This window comes from Mesocryomonas lacus (assembly GCF_055730105.2).
This window is the reverse complement of the sequence record NZ_JBUZWF020000002.1, coordinates 547,859-564,872: the sequence shown is the minus strand read 5'-3', so window position 1 is coordinate 564,872 and position 17,014 is coordinate 547,859. Positions and strand designations below refer to the sequence as shown.

The following is a 17,014-nucleotide window of genomic DNA, read 5'->3' as shown; positions in this document are numbered from 1 at the left end:
CCCCTACCGCAGCGCGCCGACCACCGTCACGCTCGACTGGTCGGTGCTGCCGCGGCGGTCGGGGCGGTACATGTCTTCCACCACCGCGGCGGGGTGGACGAAGGTGCCGGGCGAGATGGCGCGCACGATATAGGCGAAGCGCATCGCCCCCTGCAGCCCGCTTGCCTTGTTGACCGAAACGATGAACCGGTCGGCGCGGAACTCGGTGTGAGCGGCCGTGCCGGTCAAGTCCAGGAAGTCGAGCGCCGCGACGTCGCCGCCGCGCAGGATCGCCGGGTTGTCGATCTCGAAGCCGGCCGGCAGCGGATCGTTGATGATCAGCCGCGCAGCGTCGCCGTCCGACGGCTGGACCTCGATGAGCGCGACGAGGCGGTCGCCCTGGCCGACCGTCGTCGGATCGGCATCGGCGCCGTCCAGCGTGTAGTAGCTGCGGGTGATGGCGTAGCCGCTGGCATCAGCGGGTGGTGCGACCTTCGGCACGCCGGCGAGCGTCATCTCGGCGGAGACCTTCTCGGCGCCACGGTTCACAAAGCTCTTCGGCGTCGCCAAGGCGGCGATGTCGTAGGAACCGGCGAAGGCGCCCTCGCGGTCCTCGCCGTCGATGGTGAGGCTGGGTGGCCGGCTGGAGAGGAGCGCATGGGCGGCCATCAGCGACCAGGCGTCTTCCTGGGTCGAGGTATAGCGCTTCTCCGACCGCTTCAGCCCGACCTGCCGGACCAGTCCGGCGAACTCGACGCCGTCGATCTGGCTCTCGACGCCAAGGGTTAGGACGGCGGCGCCGTCGCGCAGGGCGGTGCCGTAGTCGCTGCGGACGGCGCGGGCCGGGTCGCTGTCGTTTTCGGCAGCGCCGACCGCCGTGCGGAAGACGCTTTCGGCGCGCACCCGGTCGCCATAGAGGGCGAGCGCTGCCGCAAGATGCGCTTTGGCGAGCGGCGTCGCAAAATTCTGAACCTCGTTGTCGGCGTAATACCGGAGATCGCCGATCGCCGCGCGGCCGTTGCGGGCGAGGACGTAATAGGCATAGGCGACCGGACCGAAATCCGGCTTCTCCGGCAGGTAGTTGATGCTGTTCTTCAGGTTGTCGAGCGCCAGCGTGAAGCTCTCGGCGGGCACGGCGTAGCCTGTCTCGCGGGCGCGGGTGAGGAAGTCGGTGACGTAGGCATCGAGCCAGAGATCGCCCGAGTCCGGCTGCCAGAGACCGAAGCCGCCGGACGAGGACTGGTTGGCGAGAACGCCGGAGATCGCGTCGTTGACCCGCTTGGCGACGTCCTCGCCGCCGGAGAGCCCGGCCGCGAGGATGGTCTGGTCGAGGTAGACCAGCGGCATGGCGCGGCTGGTCAGCTGCTCGGTGCAGCCATAGGGGTATCGGTCGAGCGCCCGCACGACGCCGGCGACGTCGAAGCCGCCGAGGCCGGTGATCGAGACCGTCGCCCGCGCCGTGTCCGGCACGAAGTCGGCGAAGATGTCGTCGCCGAGCGTCAGCGTGCCGCCCTTGGCGGCCAGCTCAAACGCCGATTTCGCCACCGTCTCCGGCGCGATGGAGCGCACCGGCAAGCCGAAATTCTTGGTGAGGACGGTGCCGTCCGGCGTCGTCATCGCCAGCGTCATGCCGGCATCGCCGACCGTCTCGGCGGTGACCGGCACCAGGATGCGCTGATGGCCCTTTTCGGAGAGGGTGAGGTCGGCGGTGGCATTGGCCTCGAGCCGGACGATGCCGTCACCGCCGGTGAGCGCCAGCCGGACCGCACCGACCGGACCCTCGACATGGGTGATGTCGATCGAGATGCGCGAGCGGTCGCCCGGCGCAAGGAAGCGCGGCTGGCTGACCTGCATGACGATGGGATCACGGACCACCATGTCCTGGCTCGCCTGGCCGACGCCGGTCTTCGACCAGCCGACGGCCATCAGCTTCAGCGTGCCGTTGAAATCGGGCACGGTGACGGGAATGCTGGCCTTGCCGTCGGGGCCGATGGTGACGATGCCGGAGAAGATCGCAACGAGCTCGTCCATCGGCGGCGGCGAGACCATCGAGGCCCCGGCGTCGCCGCCCGAGCGGACCGCGCCGGGCGCGCCTTGCATGCGGTCGATCAGTTTCGAGTAGAGGTCGCGAATCTCGACGCCGAGGCGGCGCTGGCCGAAATAGAACTCCTGCGGCGACGGCGCCTCGAAGCTGGTGATGTTGAGGATGCCGACGTCGACGGCGGCGAGCGTGACATAGGCAGTGTCGCCCGGCGCGACGCCGTCGACCGCGAGGCCGACATTGATCGTCTGGCGCGGCTCGATCGTCGCCGGCGCGGTGAGCGAGACGGCCAGCGCCCGTGCGCCGGGATCGACGGCGGCATGGGTCAGGCCGATGGCGCGGCCCGGCATGCGCTTCTCCGTGATGTCCATCGGGCGGTAGAGCACGGCGGCGACGTAGACGCCCGGGCCCCAGTCGCGGGTGACGTCGAGCGTGACATCGCCGCCTTCCGCCGGAATATCGGCGCTCTGCATGGCGATGACGCGCTCGTCCATCACGAGCACCTCGACCTTGCCGGCGAAGCGCGGCTCGACATGCACGACGGCCTTGTCGCCGATGGCGTATTTCGGCTTGTCGAGCGAGACCTTGAGGATATCCGGCGTCTCGGCGGTGGCGGCCGCGACGTACCAGCCGGCGTCGAAAGTGACGCTCGCCGGCAGGGCGTTGCCTGCGGGGTCGGTCAGCACCAGTTCGTAGCCGCCCCATTTCACCGGCACGGCGATCCGGCCGAGATCGGTCTCGGTAAGGTCCAGCGTGCCGCTCGCGACCCGCTCCTCGGTGCGGACCGGCTCATAGTTCCAGCGCCCATTGGTCTGGTACCACTGGTAGTCGAGGTTCACCTTGTTCAGCACCCAGGCGACCTTCGGCAGCGCGGTGCGCTGCATCGCCGGGTCGAGCGCCACCACCTCGAACGCGGCCTCGGCGCCCTCGCCCACGGCACCGTCGAACAGCGGATTCACGCCGATGCGCGGCTTGGTGCCGGCGAGCGGCAGGTCGAGGCTTTGCTCCACCGGCCGGCCGCCGGCATCGGTCACCCAGACCACGACCGAGGCCTCCAGCGGCCGCGTGGTCGAGGGCGCCTCGAACGGCGCGACGACGAGATCGGCATGGCCCGCCTCGTCGGTCGTGCCAGGGTCGAAGGACATGCGCGTCGCGGTCGGCGCGTCGTCGGCAAGGCCGAAACTGTATCCGGCAAAGCCGGCGATCTCGGTCGCCGGCTGGATGACGGCGTCGGCGGTGACCTCGAGGCCCGGCGCCACGGCGCCGAAGAGATAGCGCACGTCGAGCGAGGCCGTCGGCGGCGCGGCGGGGTCGAACACCTCGGCGTCGAGCCCGAGGTCGAAGGCGATCTTCTGCGGCTCGAAATCGTCGACGAGGACGGTCTTCTCGGTCAGCGAGGGACGCTTCGGATCGGTGTAGAGCGCCATCTTCCAGGTGCCGCGCATGGCGTTGTCGGGGAAGACCACGGTCCAGTCGAAGCCGCCGGCGGCCTCGTCGACGATCTGCTCGCGCGAGAACTCGACGCCGTCGGGGCGGGTGACGATGCCGGTCAGCGTCAGCCCGGTGACGCCCTCGCCGCGCGCGTCGCGCATCATGCCGGTGAAGAAGGCGGTGTCGCCGGTGCGGTAGATGCCGCGGTCGGAGGTCAGGAACACGTCCAGCGCGCCGGCGGGCGCCCTGCCCTCGACGCCGCGGTCGGTGAGGTCGAAGGGCGTCGCGGTGAGGTCGAGGAAGGAGAAGTCCGCGGCCTCCTTGCCGGCGGCGGTGAGGACGGCCGGCCGGTCGCCGGCGGTGCCGCGCATCAGCCCGGCGGACAGCCTCGCATAACCCTTGTCGTCGGTGGTGACGGTGCCCAGCACGTTGTTGTTGGCGGCGATGAGGTCGAGCTTTATGCCGGCCAGCGGCCCGGCGGTGCCGAGCGAGCGGGCGAAGACATGGAAACCGTCCTCGGCGGCAAACGTGGTGAGGCCGATGTCGGTGAGGACGAACCACTGCGTCGCTTGCGTCTCGTAGGTCTCCTTGCCGTTGCGGGCCTTGGCCGAGAGCAGGTAGACGCCGGGCTTCAGGTCCTTGACCAGCGCCGAGACGGGGATCGCGGTGACGACCTCCTCGTTGGTCTTGCGGGCGACGTCGACGACACCCTTCCAGACTTCCTCGCCCTGGTTCGCGGCGATGTCGTCGACCTCGTAGGACGAGAACTGCTGCAGAAAACGGCTGTCGGTGATGGTGCGGGCGAGCTGGCGGTCGCCGACCCGCATCAGCCGGGCCTCGATCACGTCGGTATTGACGGTGGTGACCGGGATCGACGCCTCGCCGCCGGCCGGCAGGACATAGGCGTTGGAGGTGAAGCGGGCGGTGGGATCGCGGTCGCGGACGTAGACCGAGATGTCGGCCGGCTTCGTCAGCATCTCGCCCGAGGCGGCGAGAATGCCGCGGCGGGCGAGGATGCGGTAGCGCGCGCCGTGTGTGACGCCATCGACGCAGATCTGCGAGCCGGTGGCCGAAACCGGCAGGCTGTCGCCGCCCTCGACCGAGATGAAGTCGCCGGCGGTTTCGGAATTGACCAGCGAAGGCGCCAGCGGCTCGGAAAAGTTCAGGCAGATGCGGGGATGGGCGGCATTGTTGTCGACGGTGTTCTCAGTGATGCGGAAGCCATGGCTGCCGATGGCGTCGGCGAGGCGCTTCTCGGCGCCGGCGTCGGCGACAAGCTTGACGCTGGCGCGCCAGCTCTTGATCGCGCCGACCCAGTCCTCGCCGAGCGACTGGCCTTGCGCCAGGAGGTCGAGGGCCGCGGCCTTGCCCGCATCATCGGCCGCGGTGACGTAGGCGTTGATGGCGGACGGACCCCGGAGGGCGTCGTTGTCGGATTTCTGCTGGTAGTCTTCGGAGGTGAAGGCGAGCGTTGCCCGCGCAAGGCCGGTCCAGGCCTCGGACAGCATGGCATCGCGCTTCAGCGCCTCTCGGTAGAGCCGGGCGCGCTCGCCCGCATCGCCCGCAACCGCGGCATCGGCGAGCAGCGAGGCGTCGTCGAGGGCGGTGTCCTTCTCCTCGTCCACCACGGCGAGGCGGAGCTGCGCGGCCGCCTCGATCTGCGCGCGCGGCAGGAAGGCGAGCTCGGCCTCGCGCTCGGCGACCTGGTCCTCAGAGACCGCGACGGCCGCGGCGATCCGGCCGGACGTTGCGCCCTCCGAAAAGCGCAGCTCGCCGATCGATTCCTTGAGGAAGCACCATTTGGTCTTGGTGTTGAGGGTGAACGCCTGGCAGCGGTCGTCGGCAAGACAGGCGGTTTCGCAGATGTTCGCGTCGACATTCTTCAGGATGTCGTAGTCGCCGCCGAAATAGTCGGACTTCGGCGAGGCGACGATGCGGCGCTCGGACTCCTCAGCCACAGAGGTACCGGCCGAGAACAGCAGCAGACCCGCCACGAGAGACGCGCCGATGCCGCGCAGTCCGCCTCTCATGCCGATGTCCCGAATGACCCGGATGCCCATGACCGATCCCCCGCCGCCGCAGACTGTTCCCACGGGAAAGCTAGTCTGCTTCCCCGTCGCATACCAGCGGTTTCATGGGCGGTTGGCCGTTGCCCACATGGGCCTCGCGTCCGCCATCGACCGGGCGACGGCGAGCGCCGGAGCGGCTTACGGCCACCCGAGGTATCAGCTGCCGGTGGCGCCGGCGACGGCGGGCAGCAGCGGCGTGCCGGGCACGGCGGCAGGACTGTCCGGGCTGAAGCTCAAGAGGAATTCCGGCAAGTCCTTCAGCGGCTTGGGCGTCGAGAAGAAGTAGCCTTGCATCTCCTCGCAGGACTCGCCGAGCAGGATGTCACGCTGCTCGGCGGTCTCGACGCCCTCGGCGATGACGGCGATGCCCATCGCCTTGGAAAGGCCGATGACGGCCCTGACGACGGCAAGGTTCTCGCGCTTCGACAGGTCGCGAACGAAGGACTGGTCGATCTTGACCTTATCGAACGGAAATTTCGATAGGTAGCCAAGAGAAGAGTAGCCGGTGCCGAAATCGTCCATCGAGATGCGGATGCCGAGCTTGCGGAACGCCGTCAGCACCGAGAGGACGCCGGCGGTGTCGTGCAGCAGGACGCTTTCGGTCACCTCGAGCTGCAGCCGGTTGGGCTCAAGGCCGCTGGCCAGGACGATGCGGCGCACGTCGGCAAACAGCGTCGGGCTGCGGAACTGCACCGGCGACAGGTTGACCGAGACCGAGAGGTTGGCCGGCCAGTCCGCCGCATGCCGGCAGGCGGTCTCCAGCACCCAGAGGCCGATCGGCTCGATCAGCCCGACCTCCTCGGCGATCGGGATGAAGTCGGCCGGCGAGATCATGCCGCGCGTCGGATGGCGCCAGCGCAGCAGCGCCTCGAAACCGGAGACCAGGTGCCGGGGCACGTTGACGAAGGGCTGGTAGGCCAGCTCGAGCTGATTCTGCTCGAGCGCCTTGCCGAGGTCGATCTCGGTGGCGCGGCGCAGCCGGATCCGCTCGTCCATCGCCGGCTCGAAGAAGCAGTAGGTGTTGCGCCCGCGGCTCTTGGCGGCATAGAGCGCGAGGTCGGCGCTCTTCATCAGCGAGAAGCCGCCGCTGTCGCTGGTGTCGGTGACGCCGCGCGGCGCGGCGCCGGCGACGACGATGCCGATCGACACGCCGATCGAGATCCGGTGGTGCTCGATCTGGAAGGGCTGGCCGAGGGCGGTGGTCACCTGCTGCGCCAGGACCTCCGCCGCGATCGGCTGCAGCTTGCCGACCTGGACGATGGCGAACTCGTCGCCGCCGATGCGCGCGACGAGATCCTCGGCGCCGGTGGACTCGAGGAGACGCTCGGCCACGGCCCGCAGCAACTGGTCGCCGACGGGATGGCCGAGCGTGTCGTTGACGAACTTGAACCCGTCGAGATCGAGGCAGAGCACGGCGGCGGGCGGGCCCTTGCCGGTATCGCGGTCGACCTCCTCCAGCCGCTCGCGCAGACGGGTGCGGTTGGGCAGGTCGGTCAGGGGATCGTGGTTGGCGAGGTAGGTCAGCCGCTCGGCGGCGGTATGGCTCTCGGTGATATCCTCGAAGGTGAAGACCTGACCGCCAGCACTGATGATCTGGCGCGAGACGGCGAGCATGCGGCCGCCCTGCATCTCACGCGTGAAGAAGCTGCCATTCGCCGCGGTGAGGACGCCGTCGAGGTTCGGGTGCCGGGCGATGGTCGCCAGCGGCTGGCCGAGTTCGAAGGTCCCGAAGAGCTCGGTGAAGCGGCGGTTGAAGACGACCAGCCGGGCCTTGCCGTCGAACATGCAGAGGCCCTGCGTCATGTTGTTCAGCGCCGCCTCGAAGCGAACGTTCTGGATGGCGATCTGGCCGTCGTAGACGTCGGCCTGTGTCGCCACCTGCGTTTCGATCTTGCCGAAGTGCTGGGAGATGCTGTCCTGCATCACCGCGAGCGCGGTCAGGAGCTCGGCGGTCTCGCTGCCGCCGCTCGGGGTGATCGTGTTCTGGAAGTTGCCGGCGGCGATCGACTTGGCGATGGCGAGAGCGTTGCGCATGGCCGGAACGATGGTGCGCGACAGGCCGTAGGAAATCGCCACGGCGATCAGCATCGCCAGCCCCATCGCCATCCAGGTCCGGTCGACGGAGACTGCAATGAGTCGCTCGACATTGTTGCGCACGCCATAGGCGTCGGCCGCAAACACCCGCACCGCGGCGTCGACCTCCTCGTTGGCGGCGCCAAGCTCGCGCAGCAGCATCCGGCCGGTCAGCGCGCCGTTGCTCGCCTTCAGCCGCATCAGCCGGCGCTGGATGGCGTCCGTCGCCGCCCGGCCCTCCTCCGAGATCGAGCCCTCGCCGGCGACGGAGAGGTCAGCGATGACGGCGGCGATCTCGGAGCTGAAATACTGGCTCTGGGCGGGGGTGAGCGGCGTCGCGTCGTTTTCGCCCTTCTCCCGCCGGAAGACGGCGTCGAGCTGGACCATGTGGTTCTGCGCCGAACGCAGGCCGTTGCTGGACAGAAGCGCGTCATCATAGATCTGCACGGCGAGATCGCCGATCCGGATCTGCGAATGCTGCGCGAACACCCCGACCACGATGGTCACGATGGTCAAGCAAAGACATCCGAGCAGAAGCTTGAGCTTTATCGACATGCTGAGACTGCCGGGACCGTCATCACGCCGCGGCACTCGGAGCGTGCGCGCGCCGATACTGCTGCAGCCAAGGGCGCATCAGTATTGATCCGGTCGTCGCGGTCTGGTTGCATGCCTGGTCCGATTTCGGGCTTAGTCGGCTGAACCATGCCGTTAAACCCCCCAAGTTTCCCTTAATAGACTTTAGCCGGGCAAAAGCTTTCGACAGCGCGCCTACTGCTCTCGGACCTCATCGCCGCTTTTCTTCAGATGGCACCCGGCGGTATTTGCCGGCGGAGGAAAGCAGTGACCTTGTCCCGGCGGAACCGCCTTTTGCGTGACGATGCTTTACCCCCGGCCCCCGCTGTGGTCAGGAAAGCCTTTTACGTCAACAGGATCGCTCCCCTGGAAACCACCCTCTCCGCTCCCGTGAAGACCTTCCTCGAAACCCTCGGCTTCACCGTCAAGGGCGAGGTCGGCAGCTGCGACCTGATGGGTCTCAGCAGCGACGCGCCGCCGCTGGTCGTCGTCTGCGAGCTGAAGATGAGCTTCAACCTCGAACTGGTCCTGCAGGGCGTCGAGCGCGCGGCGGTGGCCGACGAAGTCTGGCTGGCGGCGCGGCTGTCGAAGAAGGGCAAGGGACGCGAGGGCGACAAGCGTTTTCGAAACCTCTGCCGGCGGCTCGGCTTCGGGCTCCTCGGCGTCACCGAGGCCGGCACGGTCGAGGTGCTGCTGAGCCCCGACGCGGCGGCGCCCAAGCGCAATCCGCGCAAGCGCTCGGCACTGATCTCGGAGCACCAGAGGCGGCGCGGCGACCCGGTCCTCGGCGGCGGCTCGCGCACGCCGGTGATGACCGCCTACCGGCAAGCGGCGCTGACCTGCGCGGCGATGCTGGAGGCCGGGCCCCTGCGGCCGCGCGACATCACGCCCGTGGTGGAGAAGGCGCCGACGATCCTTCGGCGAAACGTCTATGGCTGGTTCGTCAATCCGACGCGCGGGATCTATGCGATCACCGAGGCCGGCCGCGCCGCGCTGCAGCGCTGGCCGCAGGCGCTAGAGGCCGCGCCCGACGAACCGCCCGCGCCATGACGAAAGCGGCCCGGACAATGCGCCCGGGCCGAGGGAAAGCGTTGGTGCGGCAGGCTGCCGGGATCAGCCGAACTGGCTGAACAGCGGCGTTGCCGCCTGCACCTGCTCGGGCATCGGGGTTTCCTCGGCCGCCGGGCGGGCGCCGAGATAGTCGAGCTTGCCGAGCGGCACGCCCTCGGCGCGCAGGATGCCGTAGGCGATCGACACGTGGAAGAAGAAGTTCGGCAGCGCGAACTGCTCGAGATAGTCGGCGCCGCGGAAGCTGCGGGTGCCGCCGCCTGCCTTCAGCTCGACGGTGCGGTCGGCGCTCGCATCCACTTCGGCGCGGTCGACGCTGCCGAGGAAGGCGATGGTCTTGGCGATCCGCTCCTTCAGTTCGGCCATCGTCGCCTCGGTGTCGGCAAAGCTCGGCGCCTCAACGCCGGAGAGCCGGGCGCCGGCGCCCTTGGCGCTGTCGCTGGCGAACTGGATCTGCGCCGAGAGCGGCTTCATGTCGGGCGAAAGGCACGCGGTGACGTAGGTGTTGGGGTCGATGCCGTTCTTCTCGGCGTGCGCGACCGCGAGATCGAGGATCGTCGACAGGTTGCCGAGCATCCGCGTCATGATGCCGACACTGGCGCTGTGGATCGAAAGGGACATGGAAATCTCCTGCAGAGGGAACGGAAACGAGGGAGCGAGCACGCTTGGGCTCGCGGCGAGCCCGGCGGATGTCAGCGGGCGGCGGGCCCGCCGGAGGAAGGCTGGCCGGCCGGGGCAGAGACGGCCGAGCGCGACTCACCGAGCAGCAGCACGACGACGCCGGCGGCCAGCAGCGCCAGCACGCCGCCGAACAGCATAGCGCCGGAGACGCCGATGCCATCTACCACGAGACCGCCGAACAGCGCACCCGAGGCGATCGAGATCTGGAAGGTCGAGACCAGCAGCGCCGAGCCGCTCTCCAGCGCATCGGGCGCCGCCTTGAACATCCAGGTCTGCACCGAGATCGGCACCGCGCCGAAAGCCAGCCCCCAAAGCGCGACGAGCCCGATGGTGGCGGCCGGGACGTGGCCGAAGGCCGCGGTGGCGAGAAGCGCCGTGCCGAGCATCAGCGTGGTGACGAGAAGGCCGGCGCGGACGTTGCGGGCGACCAGCATGCCGCCGAGAAAATTGCCGGCAATGCCGGTGGCGCCGTAGGCGACCAGCACCAGCGTGATCGTCGACGGGTCGAGCCGGGCGATCCCCTCCAGCAAGGGCGCGAGATAGGTGTAGGCGGCGAAGTGACCGGTGATCGCCAGCGCCGTGGCGACGAGGCCAAGACGCGCCTTGGCGACGCGGAAGAGCGCGAGGAGATCGGCGGTGCGCACCACGCGCAGCGCCGGCAGGCGCGGCAGGCAAGTGATCTGGACGAGGAGCACGACCCCCGAGAGGACTGCGGTGAGGATGAAGGCCATGCGCCAGCCGAAGGCATCGCCGACGAGCGCCCCGGCCGGGACGCCGCAGACGGTGCCGAGTGAAATGCCGGTGAGGATGACCGCCGTCGCCCTTTCCGCCGAGGCGGTGTGGACGAGGCGCAGGCCAAGGCTGACGGCGAAGGACCAGAAGCCGCCGATGCTGAAGCCGAGCAGGATGCGGCCCGCGAGAAGGATCGTCAGGTCCGGCGCGAAGGCGACGATGAGGTTGGAGACGATCACCAGCGCGGTGAGAAGGCAGAGCACCAGCTTGCGGTCGAGCTTGCCGGCGGCGACGGTGAGGAAAGGCGCGGCGATGGCGCCGAGGATGCCGGGCATGGTCACCATCTGGCCGGCCGCCCCGGCGCTGACGCCGAGGTCGGCGGCGATCCGGGTCAGGAGGCCGACCGGCAGGAACTCGCTGGTGACGAAGGCAAAGGCACCGACGGCGACCGACAGAACTGCGAGCCAGGACCGCAGCAGCGATGTCGCCGGCAAAGCGTCGGGAACGCCGTCTTCAGTGATTGAAGTCACAGACATGGGCCGACTCTCCGGGATGGGGGATCTCGAAACGCCCGCGGCGGAGCGCAGGGCGAGCGAAGGACAGCCGTGGACCGCTGCTGGAGGCAGCGGCCCACGGGCAGAACGGCTCCAGGCAGGGTCGCGCGCCTCGGGCCATTGGCCAGCCCAAGCGGCGACCTCCGGCAAGGGCCGAGGCGAAAAGGATCAGACGGAAAGTGCCGCCGGACGAATGTCGGGACGGCGACAGGCACCGATGAGTTTTATACTCATCGGTATGTATCTAGAAATGGGTGGGGCTGTCAACGGTGGATGCGCGATCGGCGGTGAATTGTCCGAAGCTCCGGCAGCGGGCGGACCGCTCGTCCTCGTCGCAGCAGCCGGTCAGCTCGGCCAGGCGCGCAGCGTCATCTCGGCGACCTTGTAGAGCGCGGCCCGGTCGGCGCCGGCGACGGCCTGGACGGCCATGCCTTGCGCCACGGTCATGACGTAGCAGGCGAGATCGACCGGGTCGGAATCGGGCGGCAGATCGCCCTCTTCCTTCGCCCGCGCCAGCCGCTCGGCCAGCGCCTGCTCGCCGAACTTGCGTTTCTCGATCACCGCCTTCTGCACTTCGGCGGAGGCCTCGCTGCAGGCCATGGCGGCATTGATGCCCATGCAGCCGCCGGGATTGCAGGTGGCCGTCAGCGCATCGACATAGGATTGCAGCATGAACTCGACGACGCCGCGCGAGGTCGGCTTGTCCATCGCCACGCGGAAGAAGCCCATATAGCCTTGCTCGTAGCGCTCAAGCGCCTTGCGGAACAGCTCTTCCTTATTGCCGAAGGTGCCGTAGAGGCTCGGCCGGGTGATGCCCATGCCCTCGGTCAGGTCCGTGAGCGAGGTGCCCTCGTAACCCTTGCGCCAGAACAGCACCATTGCGGCTTGAAGCGCCTCGTCGACGTCGAACTCGCGGGGCCGGCCCATTGTCTTGGTCTCCTAAAAGAAAAATACTGACCGGTATATAATAGCGGTTGACAGGCTGTACCAGAGGCACCTATCTGGGACCTATACCGACCGGTATGAAACGTCAACTAAACGTTCCGTAACCGGTCGACGCCGCCAGCGAGGAGCATTCTCATGACCCATCGGCCCCATTTCCGCAACGTTCTTCTCGGTGGCGTCGTGCTTGTCGCAGCGCTTGCGGCCGCGCCGTCCGTGATTGACACCAATGCTCTGTTCGGCCGGGCCGTCACGCCCGCGGAAGCCGCGGCGCCGGCCGCGATGCCGGCCATGCCGGTGTCGGTCGCGGTTGTTACCAGCCAGCCGATCACGCCGTGGAACAGCTTCTCCGGTCGCCTCGAGGCGGTCGACCATGTCGACTTGCGCTCGCGGGTCGCCGGCGCCATCGACAAGGTGAACTTCAAGGAGGGCGCGCTGGTCAACAAGGGCGATCTCCTCGTCACCGTCGACCCGCGCCCTTACGTCGCAGAGGTGGCGCGCGCCAAGGCCGCCGTGACCGCCGCCGAGTCGCGTGTCGCGTTTGCCCGCAGCGAGCTCGACCGCGGCAAGAAGCTGGTGCAGTCGCGCACCGTATCCGAGAGCAATTTCGACCAGCGGATCAACACCGAGCTCAGCGCCATCGCCGACCTCGCGGCCGCCAAGGCCGGGCTGCAGACCGCCGAACTCAACCTCAGCTATACCGAGATCCGCGCGCCGATCGCCGGCCGGGTCGGCAAGATCGAGGTCACCGCCGGCAACCTGATCGAGGCCGGCCCCTCCTCCCCGGTGCTGACGCGGCTGGTGTCGCTGAGCCCGATCTATGCGAGCTTCGAGGCGGACGAGGACGTCGTCGCGAAAGCCTTGTCCGGCCTGCCGGTCGGCCCGAACGCCCGCGATTTTGTCTCCAGCATTCCCGTGCACATGGATGCCGGCGGGCGCACCGGGGTCGTGGGCAAGCTGCAGCTGATCGACAATACGGTGGATGCCGCCAGCGGCACCGTCCGCGTGCGCGCGGCCTTCGACAATGCCGACGGCAGCCTGATGCCCGGCCAGTTCGCGCGGCTCGCGATGGGACGCGCCAAGAACGAGGACGCGCTACTGATCTCCGAGCGCGCCGTCGGCACCGACCAGGACAAGAAGTATGTCTTCGTCATCGGCGCCGACAACAAAGCGGAATACCGCGCCGTCGCGCTCGGCGATCGGGCCGAGGGCCTGCGCATCGTCACATCCGGCCTGAAGCCGGACGAGCGCATCGTCGTCAACGGCCTGCAGCGGGTGAAGCCGGGCGCCGAGGTGGCGCCGGAAGTCGTCGACATGCGCGCGGCCGAGCCGGCCGAGCTGCAGGTCTCCGAGGCGACGCCGCCGAAATAGCCGATCTCTGAGACCGCCCGGCCCGTCCGGGCGGTCCGATCCAACGCCATCACACTGTCAGGGCGCCCTCCCCTTCGGGAGGCCTCGCGCTCTCAGGGACCTTGCGCGCCATGAACATCTCCAACTTCTTCATCGACCGGCCGGTCTTCGCGGGCGTCCTGTCGTTCATGATCTTCATCGGCGGCTTGCTGTCTTTGACGGCGCTGCCGATCTCGGAATATCCGGAGGTCGTGCCGCCCTCGGTGGTGGTGCGCGCCAACTATCCCGGCGCCAACCCCAAAGTGATCGCCGAGACCGTGGCGACGCCGATCGAGGAGGCCATCAACGGCGTCGAGGGCATGCTCTACATGGGCAGCCAGGCGACCACCGACGGGCTGATGACGCTGACCGTCACCTTCCGCATCGGCACCGATCCTGACCAGGCGCAGCAGCTGGTGCAGAACCGCGTCAGCCAGGCCGAGCCGCGGCTGCCCGAGGAGGTGCGCCAGCTCGGCGTGACGACGATCAAGAGCTCGCCCGACCTGATGCTGCTCGTCCACCTGACCTCGCCCAAGGGCCGCTACGACGTCACCTATCTCCGGAACTACGCTCTCCTCAACGTCAAGGACCGGCTCGCCCGGATCGACGGCGTCGGCGACGTGCAGATGTTCGGCTCCGGCGACTATTCGATGCGGATCTGGCTCGACCCGCAGAAGACGGCCGAGCTCGGCCTCTCGGCCAGCGACGTCGTGACGGAAATCCGCGCCCAGAATGTCCAGGCCGCCGCGGGCACCGTTGGCGCTTCGCCGGGCGAGCCGGACGTCGACCTGCAGCTCTCGGTGAACGCGCAAGGCCGCCTCGCCACCGAGGAGGAGTTCGGCGACATCATCGTCAAGACCAGCCCATCGGGGGCGATCACCCATCTTCGGGACGTCGCGCGGATCGAACTCGGCGCGTCCAGCTACGCGCTGCGCTCGCTCCTCAACAACAAGCAGGCCGTCGCCGTGCCGGTGTTCCAGGCGCCCGGCTCCAACGCCATCGACATCGCCGACAAGATTCGCACGACGATGAAGGAGATCAAGGCCGGCATGCCGGAGGATGTCGACTACGAGATCGTCTACGACACCACCCAGTTCGTGCGCGCCTCGATCGAGGCCGTGGTGCACACGCTGATCGAGGCGGTGATCCTCGTCGTCCTCGTCGTCATCCTATTCCTGCAGACCTGGCGGGCCTCGATCATCCCGCTGATCGCCGTGCCGGTGTCGATCGTCGGCACGTTCGCGGTGATGCATCTCTTCGGCTTCTCGATCAACGCTTTGAGCCTGTTCGGCCTGGTGCTGGCGATCGGCATCGTCGTCGACGACGCCATCGTCGTGGTCGAGAACGTCGAGCGCAACATCGAGAAGGGGCTGAACCCGCGCGACGCCACCTACCAGGCGATGCGCGAGGTCTCAGGGCCGATCGTCGCGATAGCGCTGGTGCTGGTCGCGGTGTTCGTGCCGCTCGCCTTCATCACCGGCCTCACCGGCCAGTTCTACAAGCAGTTCGCGCTGACCATCGCGATCTCGACGGTGATCTCCGCCTTCAACTCGCTGACCCTCTCGCCGGCGCTCGCCGCCCTCCTCCTGCGCAGCCACGACGCGCCGAAGGACCGGCTGACGCGGGGCATGGACTTCCTGCTCGGCTGGCTGTTCCGCGGCTTCAACAGGTTGTTTGCGCGCGGCTCCAACGCCTATGGCCGCGGCGTCGGCGGCGTGATCTCCCGGAAGACGCTGATGATGGGCGTCTATCTCGTCCTCGTCGGCGCGACCGTCCTGATGTTCCGCACCGTGCCCGGCGGCTTCGTGCCGCCGCAGGACAAGCAGTATCTCGTCGGCTTCACCCAGCTGCCGGACGGCGCCTCGCTCGACCGGACGGAAGAGGTGATCCGCCGGATGAGCGACATTGCCCTGAAGGTGCCGGGCGTCGCCAACGCCATCGCCTTCCCCGGCCTGTCGATCAACGGCTTCACCAACTCGTCGAATTCCGGCATCGTCTTCATCGGCCTCGCCCCGTTCGAGGAGAGGACGACCCCCGAGCTCTCGGCCGGCGCCATCGCGATGACGATGAACCAGAACCTCGGCGCCATCAAAGAGAGCTTCAGCGCCATCTTCCCGCCGCCGCCGGTGTCGGGTCTTGGCGCGATCGGCGGCTTCAAGCTGCAGATCGAGGACCGCGGCGGCCTCGGCTATGATGCGCTGGACACCGCGGTGAAGGGCTTTCTCGCCAAGGCGCAGACGGCGCCGGAGCTCGTCGGCCTGTTCTCCTCCTACCAGGTGAACGTGCCGCAGCTCTACGCCGACGTCGACCGCACCAAGGCGCGGCAGCTCCAGGTGCCGCTGCCGGAGATCTTCAACACGCTGCAGATCTATCTCGGCTCGCTCTACGTCAACGACTTCAACAAGTTCGGCCGGACCTACTCGGTGCGCGTGCAGGCCGATTCGGCCTTCCGGGCGCATGCCGACGACATCGGCAAGCTGAAGGTTCGCGCGACCACCGGCGAGATGATCCCGCTCTCGGCGCTCCTGAAGGTGACAGAGACCGCGGGGCCCGAGCGGGCGATGCGCTACAACGGCTTCCTCTCGGCCGACGTCAACGGCAACACCGCGCCCGGCTTCTCCTCCGGCCAGGCGCAGGACGCCGTGGCAAGGATTGCGGCGGAAACCTTGCCGGCCGGCATCAGCTTCGAATGGACCGAGCTGACCTACCAGCAGATCATCGCCGGCAATTCCGCGGTGCTGATCTTCCCGCTGTCGATCCTCCTCGTCTTCCTCGTCCTCGCCGCGCAGTACGAGAGCCTGGCGCTGCCGATCTCGATCGTGCTGATCGTGCCGATGGGCCTCCTCGCCGCTTTGTTCGGCGTCTGGCTGACGGGGGGCGACAACAACGTCTTCACCCAGATCGGCCTGATCGTGCTGGTCGGGCTGTCGGCGAAGAACGCCATCCTGATCGTCGAGTTCGCCCGCGAGCTGGAGTTTGAAGGGATGACGCCGATGAAGGCGGCGGTGGAGGCGTCGCGGCTGCGGCTGAGGCCGATCCTGATGACCTCCTTCGCCTTCATCATGGGCGTGCTGCCGCTGGTCTCCTCGACTGGCGCGGGCGCCGAGATGCGGCACGCGATGGGCGTTGCGGTGTTCTCGGGCATGATCGGCGTCACCGCTTTCGGCCTTTTCCTGACGCCGGTGTTCTACGTGCTGGTGCGCGCGCTCGGCGGCAACAAGCCGCTGAAGAAGAGCGGCGACGCCCCGCCGGCGCATGCCGCGGTGCCGATGGCGCTCGCGCACGCCGACAGCGGTCCGGCTGCATCCCACTAGCGGCTCCGGGCCCTCCCCCTTCGCGCCGGCCGATCCCCCCCAAGGCCGGTGCGGACAGAAGGCGCGTGCCGCAAGGCACGCGCCTTCGCCGTTTCAGGACGTCAGCGAGATCCCTGTAGAGGGCCAAGTCGCGCGGACACGCCCCCCCGCGTCAGGGGTTCAAGGGTT

Annotated in this window: 8 protein-coding genes; 3 read left to right on the top strand and 5 right to left on the bottom strand. The window is 68.3% G+C overall.

Going from position 1 to position 17,014, the window contains the following annotated elements; all coding sequences use genetic code 11:
• Positions 1-3 precede the first annotated feature (3 nt).
• Together ACZLZQ_RS07665 and ACZLZQ_RS07660 are read right to left on the bottom strand one after the other, a co-directional pair.
• Positions 4-5,481 (bottom strand): alpha-2-macroglobulin family protein, encoded by a 5,478-nt coding sequence (locus ACZLZQ_RS07665; protein WP_472948842.1) that lies wholly within the window; start codon positions 5,479-5,481, stop codon positions 4-6.
• A 195-nt stretch (positions 5,482-5,676) separates the two neighbouring features.
• On the bottom strand, positions 5,677-8,100 hold the full coding sequence (locus ACZLZQ_RS07660) for a putative bifunctional diguanylate cyclase/phosphodiesterase (protein WP_472949216.1): 2,424 nt from the start codon (positions 8,098-8,100) through the stop codon (positions 5,677-5,679).
• A gap of 393 nt (positions 8,101-8,493) precedes the next feature.
• Between ACZLZQ_RS07660 and ACZLZQ_RS07655 the strand changes: the two genes are divergently transcribed.
• Positions 8,494-9,216, top strand: coding sequence for a DUF2161 domain-containing phosphodiesterase (locus tag ACZLZQ_RS07655; RefSeq protein ID WP_472948841.1), 723 nt, complete (start codon positions 8,494-8,496; stop codon positions 9,214-9,216).
• 63 nt (positions 9,217-9,279) lie between these two features.
• Here the strand turns inward: ACZLZQ_RS07655 and ACZLZQ_RS07650 are convergent, their stop codons facing one another.
• From ACZLZQ_RS07650 to ACZLZQ_RS07640, 3 genes are all read right to left on the bottom strand, one after another.
• Complete coding sequence (locus ACZLZQ_RS07650; protein WP_472948840.1) at positions 9,280-9,855, bottom strand: DUF1993 domain-containing protein; 576 nt, start codon at positions 9,853-9,855, stop codon at positions 9,280-9,282.
• 71 nt (positions 9,856-9,926) lie between these two features.
• Positions 9,927-11,183, bottom strand: coding sequence for an MFS transporter (locus tag ACZLZQ_RS07645; RefSeq protein ID WP_472948839.1), 1,257 nt, complete (start codon positions 11,181-11,183; stop codon positions 9,927-9,929).
• A gap of 363 nt (positions 11,184-11,546) precedes the next feature.
• The gene (locus ACZLZQ_RS07640) at positions 11,547-12,128 is read right to left on the bottom strand and encodes a TetR/AcrR family transcriptional regulator (protein ID WP_472931389.1); all 582 of its coding nucleotides are present in this window, start codon (positions 12,126-12,128) and stop codon (positions 11,547-11,549) included.
• A gap of 153 nt (positions 12,129-12,281) precedes the next feature.
• Here ACZLZQ_RS07640 and ACZLZQ_RS07635 point away from each other — a divergent pair, with 153 nt between their 5' ends.
• Both ACZLZQ_RS07635 and ACZLZQ_RS07630 read left to right on the top strand, forming a co-directional pair.
• The gene (locus tag ACZLZQ_RS07635; RefSeq protein ID WP_472948838.1) at positions 12,282-13,514 is read left to right on the top strand and encodes an efflux RND transporter periplasmic adaptor subunit; all 1,233 of its coding nucleotides are present in this window, start codon (positions 12,282-12,284) and stop codon (positions 13,512-13,514) included.
• Between the two features lie 110 nt (positions 13,515-13,624).
• Complete coding sequence (locus tag ACZLZQ_RS07630; protein ID WP_472948837.1) at positions 13,625-16,846, top strand: efflux RND transporter permease subunit; 3,222 nt, start codon at positions 13,625-13,627, stop codon at positions 16,844-16,846.
• Positions 16,847-17,014: the final 168 nt, after the last annotated feature.

Bases quoted from the DNA above. Each gene is read 5' to 3' on its own strand.
- ACZLZQ_RS07640 (WP_472931389.1), bottom strand. From the start codon at position 12,128: ATGGGCCGGCCCCGCGAGTTCGACGTCGACGAGGCGCTTCAAGCCGCA.
- ACZLZQ_RS07630 (WP_472948837.1), top strand. From the start codon at position 13,625: ATGAACATCTCCAACTTCTTCATCGACCGGCCGGTCTTCGCGGGCGTC.
- ACZLZQ_RS07650 (WP_472948840.1), bottom strand. From the start codon at position 9,855: ATGTCCCTTTCGATCCACAGCGCCAGTGTCGGCATCATGACGCGGATG.
- ACZLZQ_RS07635 (WP_472948838.1), top strand. From the start codon at position 12,282: ATGACCCATCGGCCCCATTTCCGCAACGTTCTTCTCGGTGGCGTCGTG.
- ACZLZQ_RS07645 (WP_472948839.1), bottom strand. From the start codon at position 11,183: ATGTCTGTGACTTCAATCACTGAAGACGGCGTTCCCGACGCTTTGCCG.
- ACZLZQ_RS07665 (WP_472948842.1), bottom strand. From the start codon at position 5,481: ATGAGAGGCGGACTGCGCGGCATCGGCGCGTCTCTCGTGGCGGGTCTG.